This window comes from Nocardia sp. Root136 (assembly GCF_001427185.1).
GTDB lineage: Bacteria > Actinomycetota > Actinomycetes > Mycobacteriales > Mycobacteriaceae > Nocardia > Nocardia salmonicida.
In genome coordinates this window covers 223,155-241,465 of the sequence record NZ_LMFE01000002.1, presented here as the reverse complement: position 1 = coordinate 241,465, position 18,311 = coordinate 223,155, and the positions used below count along the sequence as shown (strand labels likewise).

Genomic DNA, 18,311 nt, shown 5'->3' with positions numbered 1-18,311 from the left:
CCATTCCGAACCCGGAAGCTAAGGCCACCTGCGCCGATGGTACTGCACTCGACAGGGTGTGGGAGAGTAGGACACTGCCGGAACATCATTGCGAAAGGCCCTCAACCATTGGTTGGGGGCCTTTTTGCGTTCCCAGTCCTTATCCTTTAATTCAGTCTGACAGGTAGGCGACCCAGAGATAGTCACGGGCGCGGCTGGTGGCGACGAGCAGCTGTCTGGCAAGCATCTCGGCTAGGTCCCTGGCACCGCCGGACAGCGCACCGATATCGGCCGGCGGTTCCGCGGTGACGTGGAAGACCGCGGTGAAATCCATTCCCTTCGCACGGCGCACCGTACCGATCTTGACCTGCCCGACCTGCGAGCCGTCGTCGTCCTCCAACGCGATGGCGTCGAAGCCCGCCCGGCGCAGCACCCGTAGGTACCGATAGACCTCGCTCGGCCAGTTCACGATCACGGCGATCTCAGAACCCGGCTCCAGCTGTGCATTACGGAGCGCGAGGGGAAGCAGACGGTCGATATCGCGGCGGGAGACGTGCGCATCGTCCGCGCGACCGTCCGACAACGTGGGATCGCTGTCTCGGAGGATGACGCCGGCACCGCCATCGAGATCGTCTACGGCGTTGCCTGCGTCGATGCGCTGTGAATACCGCAGCACCGCTTCACGATTGCGGTAGTTCGTTCGAAGCACTCGACCACGGCCGCCGACAAGAGGAATCCCCGCCTCGGACAGGGTGCAGCCACCGGCATAGACCTGCTGCTGTCCGTCACCGACCAGGAGCAGTTGGGCGTCGGAATCGCCGCCCGCTATCTGGTGCACCAGCTGCAACTGCGTGAGCGTGAAGTCCTGTACTTCGTCGACGACCACCATGGCGTATGCCTCGGTACTGTCGAGCGGCCGTGCTCGGAGCTCGTCGACGGCCAGCGAGATGACGTCGTTGAAGTCGTGGATATGCCGCGCATCCAGGACCTCCTGGTAAGGCAGATAAAGGTTCTCCCAGACGAATTGACGACGGGAGGACCGGAGGCTGATCCCTTCACGACCCACCCGCTGCACGCCCTTGTATGTCGTCAGGTCGGTGATCCTGCGGCCCTTGATCACCCTGTCGATCTCGTCTTTCCAGTAGCCGCGATCGGTACCCTCGACCCGGTCCAACACCCCACCTGCGCCCTGCCAAGCCTTGCTGAACGCGTGCTTGATCGCGTCGTTGTCGAGTTCGAACTCGACCTTGCGACGGCGCAGGAACGCGGTCGCCGATGCGTGTAGCCCCTTGAATTGGACGCGATCGACAGCGTGTGGCTCCAACCGGGCGAAGCTTCGCTCGTGGTAGGCGGGCAGGCTCTTGACGAACGTCGTGAAGAGCAGTCGCCCTGGATTGCGCTTGGCGAAGTACGCCATGCGGTGCAGCGCGACGACCGACTTGCCGGTGCCGGCCGGACCGCTTAAACGGGCAGGGCCGGTAAAAGTGGTGTGAACCAGCGTGAGCTGCTCGGGGTCGAGGAACGTCATCCAATCGCTGAATGGCTTGGCAAGCGCGGCCGTCCTCGCGTCAGCGTGTAAGTCCTCCTGGTCGAATAGCCCGCCGGCATCGACGTTTTCCGCTGTTGGCGCGTCGTCGGCGCAGAGGTGTCTGTGCGTGCTGAGCTTTTCCGCAGCGGTCGCTGCCAGCTCACTGACCCGCTCCGCACGCATCCGTTTCTCACGACGCAGCAGGGTGCCGACGAAGCTGGTCTCATCGACAACAAGGTAGCGGCCATCTGCCACGGGCCGTGAACCGTGGGGCATGAGCAGCATGATGTCGAGGGAGTGCGGCACGAACTGGGCGCCGCCGACTACCACCTTGGCGAACGTCCGCTCGGCCTCGCTGCGGATTTTCATGATGTCGGCAGAGTTGGGCAGTGTCTCGGTGAAGACAAGTGCGAAAACACCGGTGCGCCCCAGCGCGAACGCCGCGATCCGGTCGGGTGTGGGTGAACCGCGGTCCACGAGCACATGCCAGCCGGGATTGGTGAGTAGGGCTGCTAGGAAACGACGCTGGCCAGGCGTCAACTGTCGCTGCTCGGCGAGTGTGCGCTCCGCCCACCGTGCTACCCGCTCGCGATGAATATTCGGCATCGATCCCCCTCCGGATACCTCAGCTCCGTACAGCAGGTGGAGCTGTAATGCGTTGAGTACCAACATAGTTGACATCGGACCGGACGGCATACGGATCGGATGGACGGGCTCCTTGACCTCGGCAGCTACACCTCCGGCGAGCCTCTGCCTGACCGTGGTCATGTGATCGGCGAATTTCCAGCAGGGTGCCGCGTCGTGCAATGCTTTCCGGCTCGCGTCCGCACGAGGGGATTTCGTTCAGGCAGCGTTATCTGGCGCCTATCGCCGTCTCGGTCGTTCTGGTCGGTGTCACCGGGTGTGGGAGCGCCGAGTCGCCGGCCACGATCTCGGCCAGTGCAGCGCCGACGTCGGGTCTCGGAACTCCCTTCGCGTTCACCGACGCGTCCAATGGCGCGAACGTCAGCACCATCACGTTCACCGAAATTGCGCTCGCGCCTGCGGAGTGCCTGACCGAGCTACTTCCGGGCCGCGTCGCTTTGGCGGTGCGCTCCCAGGTCGAGAGCATCGGCACCAGCCGGATGTCGCAACCCGACCAGTGGCCGCTCAGTACCGTGGACCGCGCTGGCATCACACAGCTGGACAGAGCACGCCATTCTCTCTGCCTCGGCCAAGGGCCGGACAGCAATGTGTGGACTGTTCTGAATACACGCGTGACCCGAATGCTCGGGGCAACGATTTTGCTGGATTTCCGAGTCACGCTTGCTGCCATAGCGTTTCACCCGCACGGCTTTCGACCGTAGGAGTGATGGATGGTGACAGGGGTGTTGGCTCAGCGGGAGCCCATCGTCGACGTCGAACTGGAAGTCGTGGAGCGGTGGCACCCGGCTGTCCGGGTGCTCTTCCGGTTCGGGTTCGTTGTTCTCGGTATCGGGATGGCCGGGGTGTGGCTGCTGCACGCGTTGCTGCGCACTTTCGGTGTGCCGCAGGAGATGGTGAGCGAGGTCGCCAAATGGACGGCGTTGCATCCGCTCAGCGACTGGGTCGGCACCCAAATCTTCGATGTGCGTATCGATTACACGGTCACCGGCAGCGGTGACACTGCTGCGAAGTGGGTGGCTGTCTTCACCCTGCTCTTGGTCGCTGTACCGGTCACTGCTGCCTGGTCGGTCCTCGACCGGCGTCGCCCGAACTACGTGCGACTGTACGAGTGGTTCCGACTGCTGCTGCGCATTTCCCTGGTCAGCGCTCTCTTGCTGTACGGAATGATCAAAGTGCTGCCGTCCCAGATGTCGTTCAACCTCGAGCGGCTGGTCGAACCGTTCGGTCATATGAGCCCGATGGCGGTGCTGTGGGCGCAGTCGTCGCTGTCGGAGCCGTATGAGATGGCATTGGGTGCGGCGGAAGTCTTTGCGGCGCTGCTGCTGATCCTGCCGGTGACCGCAGGGCTCGGATCTGTGCTGGCCGTGATCGTGGCCCTTCAGGTTCTGCTGATGAATCTCACCTTCGATGTGCCGGTGAAGCTGTTCGCCCTGCAATTGTTCCTGTACGCAACGGTGTTGGCCGCACCCGACATCGTTCGCATCGTCCGCGCTCTGTTCGGCCGGGCCGTAGGAGATCGACCGCAGGTACCTTTGCTTTCTACACCGCGCGGTGGCCGAATCCTCCTGGCCGCCCAGGTACTGATGGGGGTGTGGCTGCTCGGCGCCACGACCGTCGAGGCGTACGACGGCTGGCACACCTACGGCAACGCACGGCCCAAGTCACCGCTCTACGGCATCTGGAACGTCACCGTGTACTCGGCTGGCGGCGAGGAGGTGCCCGCCTTGGTCGACTTCCGCGAATCGCGGCCCAACGGCGGAATACCGAGCGCCACCGAACGATTTCGCCGCATCATCTTCGACATCCCCCAGGGCATAACCATGCAGCGGCTCGACGATTCACTTGTCTCGTTCCCTGCCCGAATCGACACCGACCAGCACACCATTACGCTGTCGAAAGACACGACACACCAATGGAAGCTCGTGACCTTCAGTTACGTTCAGCCACAACCGGATCAGCTGATCTTGGAGGGCTCGCTCGGCGGTCGACCGGTGCGAATGCAACTGGACCAAGTCGACCTCGCGCAGTACCCGGCTGTCTCGCGAGGGTTCCATTGGGTGCAGGCCACGCCCTATTTCCGGTAAGCATTGTGCTCCAACAGAATACGGATCATCCACCGGCGACCGAAGGAATGATCATCACCTCGGTGCCCGCAACGACAGCGGTGTCCTGGCCGTCGAGCAGACGGCATTCGTCACCGTCGACATAGAAGTTCACGTACCGACGCAACGCCCCGCGCTCGTCGCGGAGTCGGCGTTCCAACCCGGGCGATCGTTCGCGCAGCGCATCGAGAACCTGCTTCAGGGTCGCGCCGTCGACATCCAATTCCTTGGCGCCGTCGACGTAGGTGCGCAGCATGGAGGGCAGACAGACACGAGCCATCGCGCTAACCGATGACCGCGGCGCGCACGCACAGCACGTCCGGCAGCTTGTCGGCTACGAGCCGCCAATGGTCACCTTCGTCCGCGCTGCAATACACTTCGCCGTTGCGGGTGCCGAAATAGATGCCGGTCGGCTCGGCGTCGTCGGCACACATGGCATCGCGCATGACCGCCGCCCAGAACGGGACCTGCGGGAGCCCATCGTTCTGCTTCGACCATGTGTCGCCACCGTCCTCGCTGCGATACACCGCGCAGGTGGCATCGGGTGGGAAGCGGAAGCGCTCCATGTCCGCGACCAGGGGGAAGGTGTAGATAACCCCTGGCTTACGCGGATGCGCGACGATCGGGAAGCCGAAGTTGGACGGTGGCAACCCACCGTCGATCGACTGCCAGCTCACCCCTGCATCGGTACTTCTGAACACACCACCGTGGTTCTGCAGATACATGGTGCTCGGCGATTCGGCATCGAGGGCGACTTTGTGCACGCACTGCCCCCATTCCGGCAATTCGCCAGGCATGAAATCCGCGGTGACGCCCTTGTTCGTCGGCGTCCATGATTCGCCGCCGTCGGAAGTCTGATAGACACCGCCGGTGGACATGGCCACCGCCATCCGCTGAGTATCGACCGGATGCGGCAGCACGGTGTGCAAAGCCAGCCCGCCACCGCCCGGCTCCCACTGCGGCCGATGAGGATGCTCCCACAACCCCCTGACCAGCTCGAACGTCCGGCCGCGATCAGCCGACCGGAACAACGCCGACGGTTCGACGCCGGCGTACACGACATCCGGCTCGGCATCGGTGGCAGGCGCAATCTGCCAAACGCCGCCCAATGCGGCCTCGGTGTCCTCGGGAAACGCCAGCGGCGCGTCATCCGGCTCGCTCCACGTCTCCCCGAGATCATCACTGACCACCAACGTGGGCCCGAAATGACTATTCAAAACTCCGGCGAGTACCCGCGGCGTCTCCCGCCGAGTATCAATCGCCAACGCCTTCACATCAGCCACCGGAAACTGCGGTGGCGACACCGTCCAACTAGCTCGCCCATCCCGGCTACGAGCCAAGAACAAACCCTTACGTGTTCCGATCCCGAGCAGCACGTCCATCGCGAACCTCCGGTTGGTCACCGCAACGCCGATATGCGTGACACTACGCCGCCACACCGACAACACCCGAGGGTTCATGTGGCACTCGCTACCGAACCTATGAACTCACCTGGAGTCCGCGAGCATCCAACTAGCTCTGCCAAGGCTTCTTGAACATCACCTTGCCCGATTCGGCGGTGGTCTGGGAATCCGTCGCCGCGCGGTTGGCTGACGACCGGCTCGGCATCGCTACCCCCGAAGTTGGGCAACGGGTCCTCATCGACTACTCGGCGCCGGACGTGACCTAGGAAATGCACGTCGGACGCCAGACCGCCATCATCGATGACAGCCTGGCTCGGGTCTTCGGGTTCCTCGGCGCTGATGTCGTACCCGCGAACCATGTGGGTGATTGGTGGACTCAGTTCGGGATGCTGATCCAGTACATCGACGAGCATCCTGAATTTGCTTTGTACACTGAAGAACTCGATGCGCACACCAGTTCAGTGTCGGCGCTGGACAGCCTGTATACGGCCGCCCGCGCACAGTTCGACGCCGAGCCTTCCTTCGCTGATCGGGCTCGAACTCGGGTTGTTGTCCTGCAAGCCGGGACCTCGACACGGTCGCGCGGTGGCGGGAGATTACCGCCGAGTCCGAGCAGGTCAAGGGCCCCGGATGATCAGCCGACGGGTATCGGCGCGGTCAAGTACGCCGACCTGTCGACCTCCAGGGTCAAGGAGTACGTCTTCGACCAGGACCAGATGACGGCGGACAACGGCATCTGCAGTACGGCCACGGCCGGGTCAGCTCGGTCAGTGCGCTCTGCGGCCCATTCGATGCCACGAACGGGCCGCAGGCGTTTGTCGACGCGCGTGTCCTGCTGAAACCTGAGAAGCGGCTTCGCTAGGCGATCACAGGCTCGGCTTCCCAGTCGCCGGATCGACTGGGCCCGCGACACTTTCGTGATTGATCGTTACCATGACTTCAGATAGTGAAGGGGGGAACACCGGTGACATACGGTGGACAAACATTTCAGGCAACTCCGGCTGAACTCGCCGCCGCCGCTTCAGCGGTGCGGACCTTGCTCGATGGCATGGTCTCGGGGTTCAAGTCCCTCGAGTCAGATGTTACGTCGCTGACCAGCACCTGGAAGGGACGGCAGGGCGAGCAGTTCGCCGCCGGATTTGCCGATGTTCGCGATGGCCTCTCCGAACTGCTGGATGCAATTCGTGACACCACCGTCGCGTTGGACGACAGTGCTGAGGCATATCTCGGTCAGGAAGGCGCCAACGCGGCTGCGATCGAAGCAGTCGCCTCGAGTCTGGATCTACCCGGTGTCTCATAGCGTGAACCTGGCCCTACTCGACTCCGTCATTGCCCGAATGGGAGGTTTCGAAGGGTTTTTCGACGAGCAGATCGAAGCATTCGACATCGCGATCAGCAAGCTGCAGACGGGCTGGGATGGTGACGCGGCGACCGCGCAGGCAACAGCGCATCGCCGACTGATGGCTGCGGCGAAGGAGATTCGCGATGGTGTGGAGGATATGCGGCTCGCCGCGCAAGCCGCCCACTCCAACTACACCGAAGCCATAGCCGCAAACGTCGCGATGTGGCGGAGCTGAACGAGGGTGAGCGAACTCGATGTCGACCCGGAGTTGTTCTACGACCTCTCCGGTCAGTACAGCACGGCGAGCCGTACCGCCAGCGCCGCGCTCACCACCATGGATCGCGAGCTGCGCGACGCGGTGAACATGGCGGGCAACGACCCTTGCGGGGAAAGCTGGGGACGGGGATACACCATCTGTGGTGTCGAGGCGACGGTCACGGCGGGCAGGGCGACTGAGGTACTTGCGAAGATGGCGCTGTTGGTGCGGCAAAGCGGCATCAACCACGACCAGTCCGAGAACGCGGAGGACTACAACAGCGGCAAGATACTGCCCCCGTCGGACCCCGGTTCGAAGACCTTCATCTGTCGCCCGTTGAAATCACCCAAGGGCGGAAGCCGGGCCAAACCTGCTGCCTGGGATATCGTCATGCAGCCGGAGATGTGGATCGACGGGAATGCCACACTGATGGAACAAGTCTCGACAAGTTGGCTCAACGCCGCTTCGGCCTACGGAACCCTCGATGTCGATCTCCGCAAGAAGATGGCGAACCTCAGCGGATCGCAGACCGATGAGATGCCCGATATCCAAGATGCCCACAACTCCGTCATCGACGCGTTCGATGCCCTCAGCGATTCCATGCGAAATATCTCGGGGGCCGTCGGCGGGTACTCGGCGACGCTGAAAGACGTTCAAGAATACTCGGAATTGCAACTCACGCTCCTCTCCGGTGCGGTGGGAGCCGATGTGCTGGGTGCGCTGATCGGCGGGAAGGCAGTGTCCGCTGGGGCGAAGAAGCTTGCCGATATAGAAATCGATATCGTCCGCGATCGCATACAGCTGGCGATGAAGGCGCTGACGCAAGCGGAGCTTCTGAGCTCGAGCACATTTACCGCCGCTTCCGGGACTGTCCGATACGTGATGACGTCGAAGTTTCAGCCGGTACTGGACAAGCAACTGAAGAACCCGCCGCCGCCTGCCAGCACTGGAACCACGAAACGGAACAGGCTCGAGGGCGAAAAGGCGGAGATGCGTGCCGGCATCGACCCGATGAAGACGAAGGAGTCGCTCATCGGTGACTCCGGAAAACGCCGCACGCCGGATGACCTCGATCACGGACAGCAGCGACTCACCGAGGTCAAGAATGTACAGAATCAGGGTCTGACCGATCAAATCAGGGATGAACTAGCATACTGTGATCGGCGAGGTTATGAATTTGTCCTGATCACTGACAACAACACCAAACTGACCGCCGAGATGCAGAGCTTGGTCAACCAAGGCAAGATCAAACACGTGAGAATGGATTTCCGAAGTTGACGCCAACCGACGATCAGGCCGGAAGTGAACTGCTCGCTGATTATCAACACGCAGGTGGATACGCCCGGACGATATTTCAGTTCCCGGACAAGCCTGTCGACGCGAAGATCATCGGTGTGCTCTCGGGTTGGCTCGTCGAGCTCGAAACCCGCTGGCCGGGTGATGAAACCCGAGGCCGCGACATGGCTAGGCTGATGATTGTCAGAGCCCTCGGTGTCAAGGAATCCCGCAAATCGATTGCGATACCAGCGCTGATATCCCAGTTCGACCACGCCAAGAACATCGGGCTGGATACGCGGTGGGCGGCAGGCAATGCCCTGTACGACATTCCGGCTGGAAAGGAACACTTCGATGCTTTGGCAGCTATAGCGTCTGACCGCGCCTTCGGTCGTAGTCGTGGAATGGTCGTGACCTGGCTCGGCAAATCACGGCACCCTGAGGCCGCTACCGTCGCGCTCAGTCTTGTCGACGATGAATCTGTCGAAGGAAATGCGCTGGAGGCCTTGGCGAAAATGCGGGTGCAAGGTGTGCGCGAAAAAATCGAGCCATTCCTGAGTGCTGACAAGCCTCGGATGCGCCAGCTCGCCAAACGGATCCTCGCCCACGATCAGAGCTGATTCAAGCGGACTTCACCACACAGCACGAATGGCAGTGTGACCTTCCAATGGTTCGGCCTCAAGTGTCCCGTCGGCAAGCCTGTAGGGCTCGATCACTCCGATTGCGATCCCATGGGCGTGCTCGAGATGGATCTCGATACCGCTGGACGCCGTCTCCGGTAGCGCCACGTCGGTCACCACCGCCGCGGCCCGCAGGTCACCCCGCATTCGTGACAGCGCAGTGAAGATCATCGGCTTGGCCTGTCGTGCATCTGGCGCGTCGATATCGATGACTCGGACGCCGCCCTCCCGGTCGACACCGAGGCCGAACGGGAAGAACTCGCCCCGATCCCGCAGGTGCTCTTCTGCCAGCGTCAGCGCGGAATCGAGGAGGTTGTCCACATCGTCCTGGACCGGTTCAGGGGTGGTATCGCGCCAAGACATCGCGTTCCTTTCGAGTCAACGGGACCACCCGTCTCGATGTAACCGACCGCCGGGCACCCGCCGCCAAGGCTACCGCGTGGTGACTCGCGATGATCAGGCTGTACACACCTCGCCATAACCGGGAGGGTCAATTATGAGCACGACCTACGGCGCAGCCTCAGCGAGGTTCGGCGCGAATTCGGCGGCCGGTGGGCACAGGTAATCGTCCGGGTAGGTCTGCTTGATCTGAAACGCGATCCGCTTACCCATCACTCCAACGATGTTGACGGCGTTGGTGACCGGAACCCGGCTGCCTGCAAAACGAGCGGGTGCTCAGCCCCGAAAAGCGGTGACAGGATCCCCTTTATCTGCTCGAATGGTCATCGACCGCGAACCTCAACGGTCACGAACTGGCTGGGTAGGAGCCGATCGTGGATGGGATGCAGACGTCCGGGTGGTTGCGGCGCGACGGGGACGGCGTTGCGGCGCCGACGGTCGGCCAGGTTGTTCGTGAGTACCGACTTGCGGGTGGGACCAATCAGGCCGTGGTCGCTGATGCGTTGGGGATCACTCAGCAGTTCCTGAGTCAGGTCGAGAAGGGAACGCGCAAGGCCACGCTGGAGCAACGGCAAGGGTTCGCTCGGGTTCTGGGGATCCCTCCCGAGGAGCTCGGAATCGCGGGTCGCGCTCACCGCCGCGCGGGCGCTGATGACACTCCCGCGGTGGCCACCAGTCGAGGTCGATGGCGAGTTCAACGCAACTGGTTGAATCACCACCGCGACGACCTGGCGAGACTGGCGACCGCGTGGTATCCGGACGAGTACCGGCTTCCGAGGACGTCGCTGATCACTCGCGACGGCTGGATACCCGCTGCCCCAGTAGATTTGGATTCACTTCGTCTCGAACTCGATGAGGGACCGCAACTCGCCGAGATCACCGGAGCCGAGGGAGAGACCGCGCCCGTGCGCCCGCTGCGCGTTCCAGGGCTCGCCTTCGAGACGTATTCCGCAGCGGTGAAACATCTTGACCCGCCGCAACTCTTCGAGTCGAGACCGAGCTACCGGTATCTCGGTGGCACCGTCACATCCGGCGGATTGGGCTTCGGATTGGCCAGCTACTTCGACAAACTCGATGTCAGCGAGGCACTCGCGCACGAGTTGGCTGCGGCCTGTCTGGCTCATCCGACCGCCGACGTCTCGGACTTGAGGGGCATGTTGCCTTTCCGTGGGCTCATCGGAGATCCGTTCGATCCGGCACGGCGCGCGATCATCCCCGCCATCACCACGTTGACGATCCGGCTCCGCAGGTTCCCAGCACCGCCGTCGTTCCTGCTGCACTGGCGTGACCCTTCTCGTGTCGCGACCGCTGCCGGGGTCTATGACGTGATTCCGGCAGGTGAATTCCAGCCGTCGAGTATGGGGTTATGGGACCGCCGCAACGATTTCTCCTTGTGGCGCAACATGGTTCGGGAGTATTCCGAAGAGGTGCTCGGCCATCCAGAGCACGACGGGACACGAAGTGTTCCGATCGACTACGCGAATTGGTCGTTCTATCAGCAGCTCAGTGCGGCTCGTGCGCAAGGAAAAGTCACCGCACATCTTCTCGGGTTCGGTCTCGACGCGCTGACATTGGCTGCCACGTTGCTCACTGTCGTCGTCATCGACGACGACGTATTCGACGAAATCTTCGGCACGATGGTGCAGTTCAACGAGGAAGGTGAGGTAGTCGGCATCGGTGATGGCCGAGCCGCCGATGGAGTGCCGTTCACCGAGGAGTCGGTGACGCGGATGCTGGAAGCCGAACCCATGGCCGCGCCGGGAGCAGCGTGCTTGGCGCTGGCATGGCAGCATCGACACAGCTTGATCAGCTGAGGAATCTGGAGATCACATGCCCACGCAATCGCGCACCCTGACCGACAGCGAGCAGGCGTGGGCCCGAACCCGCTCCTATCTGCGTGAACACCGGACCGAACTGGACCTTGCCGCGGCGGGGGAGTACCCAGACGCGCACCGTGTGGCCGATTCCGTGCTACTCGCACGACGCGAGTGGCTGCCGACTTCGCCAATTCCGGTGAACGACATCAGGTTGGATTGGTCCCCCACGGAAGCTCTGTCGTCCACGGCCTATCCACCGCGAAGTTCTGTCCTTCCTGTGCGCGCCGACGGTGGAGAGTATGAGACATATTCCGCAGTCGTCGGCGATGTCGCGGCACCAACAGTCTTCGAGAATCGGCCGACTTACCGACTGCTCCATGCGGAGCTGGCTGGTCAATCGCCAACCCTGCGATTTGGCTTGGGGCACTACTTCGACAGTGTGGATGTGGGGGAAGCGGCTGCTCACGAGTTCGCGGTTGCTTACCGCGACGGACAGGTCGCACCAGGGGTACGCGCCGCGATCACCGACCCATGCGATCTCGGGCAGCGTCGGGCGAATCTCGCGATCAGCACGCTCACAATCCGGCGCGATGCCGACACCGGTGACCGGTCGTTCCTGCTGCACTGGCGTGACCCACGCAAGGTCGGACATGCTGGCGGGATGTATCAGGTGGTTCCGGTCGGCGTCTTCCAGCCCTCGGGGTACGCCGAGTGGAACACGGGAAACGACTTCTCCCTTTGGCGCAACATGATCCGTGAGTTTTCCGAGGAACTGTGTGGTGCCGATGAAGACCATGGCAGCGAGAAGACCCCAATCGCCTACGAGTCATGGGAGTTCGCTGCCAAACTCACGGAGGGGCTCGGCGACGGATCGGTCGAGGCTTACTGCTTAGGACTTGGCGTCGATCCCCTGAGCTTCGCCACGGACCTGCTGACCGCCGTGATCATCGACGGACCAGTCTTCGATGAACTGTTCGGCGAGATCGTGGCCGACAACGACGAGGGGCGTGTGCTCGAGTTGCAGCCCTTCACTTTTGAGCGGGTCGAGCAGATCATCGCGGAGCATCCGATCCAAGCCGCAGGGGCTGCAGCCCTTCGGTTGGCGATCGCTGACCTGCCCTGACCCGATACAACAGGCTGTTGTACAGCAGCCTGTTGTTGGAATCCCAGCCCTGGTCGGAGAGACGCTGGGGCAGTGAAGAATTCAGAGACAACAACGACCGGCTTGTTGCACCGCGCGGTCGATATCGGTTTGCAGTTCAAGGCCCGCCCCGAGATATTCGGTCGGCGAAGCACAACACGCGAGATCCGAGACCTGCTGGTCACTGAGCTCCCGGTGCAGTCCATGACCGGTGAGGAGGTCCTGGCCGAGTTTGTGAATCATGTGCTGCCGCTGTGCAAGAACGAGGCATCGCCACGGTTCATGGGTTTCGGTGACACCGGCGATGACCAGCTCGCTCTGATGGGCAGCGCGCTGGCAGTGCTGACGCAGCAGAACATGATCAACCAGTCGTTCGACAGTCCGAGCGCCACATTTGTCGAGATCGCCGTGTTGCGATGGCTGCGAGACCTGCTCGGTTACGCGAATCCACCGGTCGATGCGGTGCACACGGTGTGGGATGTGGGCGGCATGGTCACTCCCGGCGGGACCACCAGCAATACCGTCGCGATGATGCTGGCCAGGGAAGCGAAAGCGCCGGGCACGATGCATACAGGTGTCACCAACCCAGGCCGGATGGCAGTGGTGGTTCCTAAAGGGATCGGACACTACAGCGTGAAGGCGGCGTTGACGTGGATCGGGTGCGGGGCGCAAGTGATCGAAGTCCCCACTCGAGGATTCCGTTACGACAGAAACGAACTCGCCCGAATTTTGCGGGAAGACGGTGATCGCGTCATGGCGGTGGTCGCTTATGCCGGTGACAGCCGAACTCAGACGGTCGAGGATCTGAGAGCCGTGCACGATCTCGTGCGGGCAGTTGACCCGAGTATTTGGTTGCACGCGGACGCGTGCTGGGGGCTGCTCGCGGCGTTCAGCCCGAACTTGCGGGACAAGATCGACGGCATCGCCGAGTTCGACAGCATCACCGTGGACCCGCACAAGATCCTGGCCGTGCCCTACGGGCTGAGCGCACTGCTGGTGCGTAAACCTTCTGTGCTGCGGACGATCTCGACCTATTCGGATCTGATCATGCAGGAAGACTTCGCTTTCGGACAGGTCACTCCGTTCGTCGGCACCAAGGGATGGATGTCGCTGAAGCTGTGGATGATGATGCTCGGCCGCGGCCGAGCGGGACTCGCGGAACTTGCCGACCATCGACAGAGGCTGACTCGACGATTCGCTGAGTTGGTCGACGCGCACCCACGGCTGGTTCGGCTCAACGACCCAAACCTGGCGGCGGTTGTCTTCGCCTACCTACCGGCGGGAAGCATGCTCGGCCGTATCGACGAGCCTGTGCTGGACCGCGTCAATCAGCTCAACATCGCCCTTCATGAGCGGATCCTCGCCGAAGGCCGCTGGCATCTGCACCAATTCACGTTGCCGGATGACCTGGGTCGCCTACGGAAAGGATCGGTCGTGTATCCGCTGCGGTTCATGGCCAACAACCCTGGGCTCACCGAATCCCATATGCACGAAGTTCTCGCCTACCTCGACCATCTCGCCTCGGATCTGGAGGAACAAGTAGCATGACGAACTCGAGTTTTCGCGCGGTGTACGAGACGGCAGGCACCTACGACAAGCTGCTGTTGCAGCATTTCTACGGCGGCACCGAAGACATCGACCTGGTCGCGGACTGGCTCACCGAACACCATGCGGCACCACGTGCAGCGTTGAACGTTGTCGAATTCGGCTGCGGCACAGGCCGAATCACTGACGCGATCGCACCCTACGCCCGAAATCTCGTGCTGGCCGATTACAGCGAAACGATGGTGGCCGCGGTCGCGCAGAAGTTCCCCGACGCCCAAACGATCTGCGCGGACACCAGCGACGCCGTGACCTCCCTGCTCGCGGCTGACCGAGCGGCGACCTTCGACCTGGTAACGGCGTTCTGGTCGTTGAGCTACCCGATCGGCGAGTTCTTCGAGGAGCTGTCGTCGGCGGGCGTGCAGCCACGGGGTGACCAGGCCGACGCGGCAGAGCACGCGCGGAAGTTCGTGCTCGACCTGGTTGGGCTGACTGCGCCGGGTGGGCACTTGCTGGCGATGTTGTTCGACGCTGAAAGCCCCGAACAGCAGTTGGTGACGCAGGCCTGGGAAACAGTCGCGCCATTCCCCGGCGGTGGCCGCGCTTACACCCGGCACGTCCTGATCGACGCGCTTCACGAGGCCGAGAACCGCGGCGACGGCACACTGACCCACACGCGGCTCGGGGGAGTGGCGTGGGCTCCCACACGGGAATCTGCCCGGGAATGGTTCTTCGGCGTCCATTTCAAGCACCACCCCCGACTGCTCGACGACCTCGAACTCGAGCGGGACGTGGAAGAGTTCATCGACCGATACGAAATGCCGGAAGGTGGTGTCGCGCTGCCGAGTGGGGTCCATTTCATCGACTTCCACGCAGTCGCGCATCCGCGTGCATCGCTTCCGGCCGGGTTGGCGTCGTGACTCCCGAACTGTTTGCCGCCGCGGCGCAGCTATGTCGCACCAGTACCCCGGTCGGCGGCTACGGATTGGCGTACGGCTCACAGGCCGTCGGCGCTGGTTACTCGGACTCGGACCTGGATCTGGTGTTGGTTGGACGGCATCGCCCCGGTTATCACATCATGAACGACCTGGTTGCCGCTGTATGCAAGATCCACGACGACTTCGGGCTACGCACTGACACGGAAGTCGATTACGAGACAAAGCTTTTCGCGACCTTCGCCGATGTCGACAGCGCAGTCGGATTGCGGTGCTTCTCGAGAATCAGCGGTGTGCTCAGCGCGGATCCTGTCGTTGCCGACCGACGCTGGTTGAATTCGCCGGCCTTTGCCCAACGACTCATTCTCAACGCTCTGACCAGTGAGCACGTGTTCCTCGGCGGAAGCGTGGCACGGTATCGCGCTGACCGGGCGAGGGCGGAGCAGGCGATCGCAGTGCTCGCAATTTCGATGCTGGGGGTACCCGAAGTGACCGTGCTCGACGCCGTACGGGCACTCACCGAAGTGCCCGGAGGAGTGCGTGGCAAAGACTTCCTGGGCTACACCCCCGGCGCTCGCCTGTGCTCGACCGTTCAGTCCGGACTGGCATCGCTGGTCGCCCGGAATCTGGTCGAGGTGATCGGCGGTACGCGGTTTCGCCGATGCCATGTCCGCGACGAACAGGTCGGTCCTGGTCACGCCGCATGACGCACCTGCGACAATGGGCTCACCATCCCTATCGAAAGGAATCCAAGGTGAGCTCTGCCGGTATTGTGCCGCTGCTCGGACGTGTCGCTGCCGCTGTGTCGGAGGCGATCGTGCGAGTCCGCCCGGAAATGGCGGATGCGGACCCGGTGGTGCGACGATCCGATCGGGCCGACTTCCAATCCAACGCTGCGCTGTCGTTGGCGAAGAAGGTCGGAATGCCGCCGGCGCAGCTCGGTGGCGAGCTCGCAGCCAGTCTCGATCTCGCCGATGGTGTGATTGCCGACGTGCAGGTGTCGGGCCCAGGATTCTTGAACATCTCTCTCGCTGATCGGGCGATCTGGGAAAGCGTTGCTGCACGGCTGGCTGATGAACGCCTCGGTGTGCCAGCCACCGAGAGCGGGCATCGAGTGGTCATCGACTACTCCGCGCCGAACGTGGCGAAAGAAATGCACGTCGGGCATCTGCGGACCACGATCATCGGTGACAGCCTTGCCCGGGTCTTCGGGTTTCTCGGTGCTGATGTCGTGCGCGCGAACCACCTCGGCGATTGGGGAACCCAGTTCGGGATGCTCATCCAGTACATCGACGAGCACCCCGAATCAGCTTGGCACGCCGAAGAACTCGACGCTGAGACCAGTGCGGTGTCGGCGCTGGACAGCCTGTACAAAGCCGCCCGCGCCCAGTTCGACTCCGATCCTGCCTTTGCTGACCGGGCACGAAACCGCGTGGTTGCACTGCAAGCTGGCGACCCTGACACCGTTGCGCGGTGGCGCGAGATCGTCGCCGAGTCCGAGAAAGCGTTCGGTGCGATCTACGACCGGCTCGGTGTTTTGCTCACCCCGGATGACTACGTCGGTGAGTCGTTCTACAACGACCATCTTGCTGATACCGTCACCGAACTCATCGACAAAGGCGTAGCAGTCGACAGCGACGGCGCGATCGTTGTGTTGTCCGAGCAGGTCACAGGCCCTGATGATCAGCCTGTTGTGCTGATGGCCCGAAAACGCGACGGCGGCTACGGCTACGACAGCACCGACTTGGCGACTATCCGATACCGCATCGGCTCGCTGCACGCGGATCGGCTGCTGTATGTCACCGATTCGCGACAGGCTCTGCACTTTCAGCTCATCTTCGAAGCGGCTCGGCGGGTGGGTTGGCTTACCGAGGCGATCCAGGTCGATCACGTCGCTTACGGCACCATCTTGGGATCGGATGGCAAACCGTTCAAAACCCGTGCGGGCGGGACGGTTCGGTTGATGGGCTTGCTCGACGAGGCCGCCGCGCGTGTCCGTGCTGTCGTCGCTGAGAAGAATCCGGACCTTTCTCCTGTCGAGCTCGACACCATCGCTGAGCAAGCGGGACTCGGTGCGGTCAAGTACGCAGATCTGTCGACGTCGCGGGTCAAGGATTACAGCTTCGACCTGGACCGGATGACGACGCTCAACGGCAATACCGGCGTCTACCTGCAATATGCCCACGCCCGTGTCTGTTCGATCCTGCGCAAGGCTCACGCCACGACGCAGGTCATGGTCGATACTGCCGGTCCACTCGAACCAGCAGAGCGAGGACTCGCACTGGCTCTGGACTACTACGGAACTGTCCTGGCCGAGGTGGCCGAGGTGTTGGAACCGCACCGCCTGGCCGGTTATATCTACGATCTCGCCCGCGCTTACACCACCTTCTACGACACGTGCCCGGTTATCGCGGCCGATGGGCCGATTCGTTCGAATCGAATCGCGCTGTGCCAGTTGACTGCTCGAACGCTGGAGCTTGGGTTGGGCCAATTGGGTATGGCGGCACCACGACGGATGTGACCCGTGGCCGGACGCTCGCCGCATCGGTGCTGCGTCCGGTCAGCAGTTCGTAACCTCTCCGCTTGATGCTTTGCCATACATGTGTCGATGGTCACTTGTAATGTCGGGAATGCGCGAAGTACGCGAGCTGATGTTCGGACGAAGCGGGGCCGTGATGGTACGTGACTGGTATGCGAATCGGGCGCACCGAGGCGATCAAGATCCGCGGTTCGATCCGGCAAACGACGATCCGCGCGATCCGTTCGAATTTCGGTGCGGTCCAAGAACAGCGCGCAACTGGTGAACCCCGTCGTGGAACTAGAGCGAAGCGACGCAAGGCCGCGGTGAAAGGGCGGAATGCGCGGGCAACGCAGGGCGGCGATCGGCAGGTTTCGCCATCTGCCAAGGTTCCCTGCGGTGACGAGAGGCGTACTGCCGTTGAGGCGATCGTTCTAGGCGTCCTTCGCGATGACCCAGAGCCAACCTTCGGGCAGTACCAGCGGGCCGTCCGAGCAGCGGGTTACGGGGAGTTGGACAGGGCTGAGGTCAGAGCAATCTTCCAACGGATCGCGGCAAAGAGACGCGCCCGCCAGATGCCCGCCAATGTTCAGAAGGGGCGGCCAGCGCGGGTTGCCCGACTGCGGGCGGCTGACAATACGGTGAGAGTGGTGGCCGCGGAACGGTGTCCATCCTGCGATGTCGTACCGGACAGGCTGAGTGGTGCGTGTCGGTGCGGGTGACCGCTGATCACTTGCTGTCACGGTCGG

The 18,311-nt window shown here is 62.6% G+C and carries 18 protein-coding genes and 1 rRNA gene; 15 read left to right on the top strand and 4 right to left on the bottom strand.

Annotated features, from left to right (window positions below; genetic code table 11):
- A 5S ribosomal RNA gene (gene rrf / locus ASD42_RS35845) occupies nucleotides 1-83 on the top strand; the annotation flags it as partial.
- Between the two features lie 68 nt (nucleotides 84-151).
- Here the strand turns inward: rrf and ASD42_RS14915 are convergent.
- A complete protein-coding gene (locus ASD42_RS14915; protein WP_235569545.1) occupies nucleotides 152-2,179 on the bottom strand; it encodes a UvrD-helicase domain-containing protein in 2,028 nt (675 codons plus the stop codon).
- A 134-nt stretch (nucleotides 2,180-2,313) separates the two neighbouring features.
- Here ASD42_RS14915 and ASD42_RS14910 point away from each other — a divergent pair, with 134 nt between their 5' ends.
- A complete protein-coding gene (locus ASD42_RS14910) occupies nucleotides 2,314-2,853 on the top strand; it encodes a hypothetical protein (protein ID WP_056816778.1) in 540 nt (179 codons plus the stop codon).
- Between the two features lie 9 nt (nucleotides 2,854-2,862).
- Nucleotides 2,863-4,236 carry a hypothetical protein gene (locus tag ASD42_RS14905; protein ID WP_056816776.1) on the top strand — a complete coding sequence of 458 codons (1,374 nt, stop codon included), beginning with the start codon at nucleotides 2,863-2,865 and terminating at the stop codon, nucleotides 4,234-4,236.
- Nucleotides 4,237-4,261: 25 nt separating this feature from the next.
- On the opposite strand, the gene ASD42_RS14900 is transcribed toward ASD42_RS14905, so the two are convergent.
- Both ASD42_RS14900 and ASD42_RS14895 read right to left on the bottom strand, forming a co-directional pair.
- Nucleotides 4,262-4,534 (bottom strand): MoaD/ThiS family protein, encoded by a 273-nt coding sequence (locus tag ASD42_RS14900; RefSeq protein WP_056816773.1) that lies wholly within the window; start codon nucleotides 4,532-4,534, stop codon nucleotides 4,262-4,264.
- 4 nt (nucleotides 4,535-4,538) lie between these two features.
- Nucleotides 4,539-5,714, bottom strand: coding sequence for a WD40/YVTN/BNR-like repeat-containing protein (locus ASD42_RS14895; RefSeq protein ID WP_235569543.1), 1,176 nt, complete (start codon nucleotides 5,712-5,714; stop codon nucleotides 4,539-4,541).
- 71 nt (nucleotides 5,715-5,785) lie between these two features.
- Here ASD42_RS14895 and ASD42_RS34925 point away from each other — a divergent pair, with 71 nt between their 5' ends.
- From ASD42_RS34925 to ASD42_RS14870, 6 genes are all read left to right on the top strand, one after another.
- Nucleotides 5,786-5,923, top strand: coding sequence for a hypothetical protein (locus tag ASD42_RS34925; protein ID WP_200950454.1), 138 nt, complete (start codon nucleotides 5,786-5,788; stop codon nucleotides 5,921-5,923).
- Nucleotides 5,924-5,926: 3 nt separating this feature from the next.
- Nucleotides 5,927-6,496 carry an arginine--tRNA ligase domain-containing protein gene (gene argS / locus ASD42_RS34920; RefSeq protein WP_056816770.1) on the top strand — a complete coding sequence of 190 codons (570 nt, stop codon included), beginning with the start codon at nucleotides 5,927-5,929 and terminating at the stop codon, nucleotides 6,494-6,496.
- A 125-nt stretch (nucleotides 6,497-6,621) separates the two neighbouring features.
- Entirely contained in the window at nucleotides 6,622-6,957 is a 336-nt protein-coding gene (locus ASD42_RS14885; protein WP_056816768.1) for a WXG100 family type VII secretion target, read from the top strand.
- Nucleotide 6,958: 1 nt separating this feature from the next.
- Nucleotides 6,959-7,234 carry a WXG100 family type VII secretion target gene (locus ASD42_RS14880; RefSeq protein ID WP_235569541.1) on the top strand — a complete coding sequence of 92 codons (276 nt, stop codon included), beginning with the start codon at nucleotides 6,959-6,961 and terminating at the stop codon, nucleotides 7,232-7,234.
- 6 nt (nucleotides 7,235-7,240) lie between these two features.
- Complete coding sequence (locus tag ASD42_RS14875; protein WP_056816762.1) at nucleotides 7,241-8,533, top strand: putative toxin; 1,293 nt, start codon at nucleotides 7,241-7,243, stop codon at nucleotides 8,531-8,533.
- On the top strand, nucleotides 8,530-9,150 hold the full coding sequence (locus ASD42_RS14870) for a hypothetical protein (protein ID WP_056816759.1): 621 nt from the start codon (nucleotides 8,530-8,532) through the stop codon (nucleotides 9,148-9,150). The genes ASD42_RS14875 and ASD42_RS14870 overlap by 4 nt, the downstream gene beginning before the upstream one ends.
- A gap of 12 nt (nucleotides 9,151-9,162) precedes the next feature.
- Here the strand turns inward: ASD42_RS14870 and ASD42_RS14865 are convergent, their stop codons facing one another.
- Entirely contained in the window at nucleotides 9,163-9,573 is a 411-nt protein-coding gene (locus ASD42_RS14865) for a hypothetical protein (RefSeq protein WP_056816757.1), read from the bottom strand.
- Nucleotides 9,574-9,992: 419 nt separating this feature from the next.
- Between ASD42_RS14865 and ASD42_RS14860 the strand changes: the two genes are divergently transcribed.
- The 6 genes from ASD42_RS14860 to argS (ASD42_RS14835) all read left to right on the top strand — a co-directional run bounded on the left by ASD42_RS14860 (nucleotide 9,993) and on the right by argS (ASD42_RS14835) (nucleotide 17,565).
- Complete coding sequence (locus ASD42_RS14860) at nucleotides 9,993-11,423, top strand: helix-turn-helix domain-containing protein (protein ID WP_056816754.1); 1,431 nt, start codon at nucleotides 9,993-9,995, stop codon at nucleotides 11,421-11,423.
- A 16-nt stretch (nucleotides 11,424-11,439) separates the two neighbouring features.
- Nucleotides 11,440-12,549, top strand: a complete 1,110-nt coding sequence (locus ASD42_RS14855; protein ID WP_056816751.1) for a hypothetical protein — start codon at nucleotides 11,440-11,442, stop codon at nucleotides 12,547-12,549.
- A 72-nt stretch (nucleotides 12,550-12,621) separates the two neighbouring features.
- On the top strand, nucleotides 12,622-14,115 hold the full coding sequence (locus tag ASD42_RS14850; protein WP_063893643.1) for a pyridoxal phosphate-dependent decarboxylase family protein: 1,494 nt from the start codon (nucleotides 12,622-12,624) through the stop codon (nucleotides 14,113-14,115).
- Complete coding sequence (locus ASD42_RS14845) at nucleotides 14,112-15,029, top strand: class I SAM-dependent methyltransferase (protein WP_056816749.1); 918 nt, start codon at nucleotides 14,112-14,114, stop codon at nucleotides 15,027-15,029. The genes ASD42_RS14850 and ASD42_RS14845 overlap by 4 nt, the downstream gene beginning before the upstream one ends.
- On the top strand, nucleotides 15,026-15,751 hold the full coding sequence (locus ASD42_RS14840; protein WP_056816746.1) for a hypothetical protein: 726 nt from the start codon (nucleotides 15,026-15,028) through the stop codon (nucleotides 15,749-15,751). The genes ASD42_RS14845 and ASD42_RS14840 overlap by 4 nt, the downstream gene beginning before the upstream one ends.
- Before the next feature lie 47 nt (nucleotides 15,752-15,798).
- Nucleotides 15,799-17,565, top strand: coding sequence for an arginine--tRNA ligase (argS, locus tag ASD42_RS14835; protein ID WP_056816744.1), 1,767 nt, complete (start codon nucleotides 15,799-15,801; stop codon nucleotides 17,563-17,565).
- The last annotated feature ends 746 nt before the right edge of the window (nucleotides 17,566-18,311 follow it).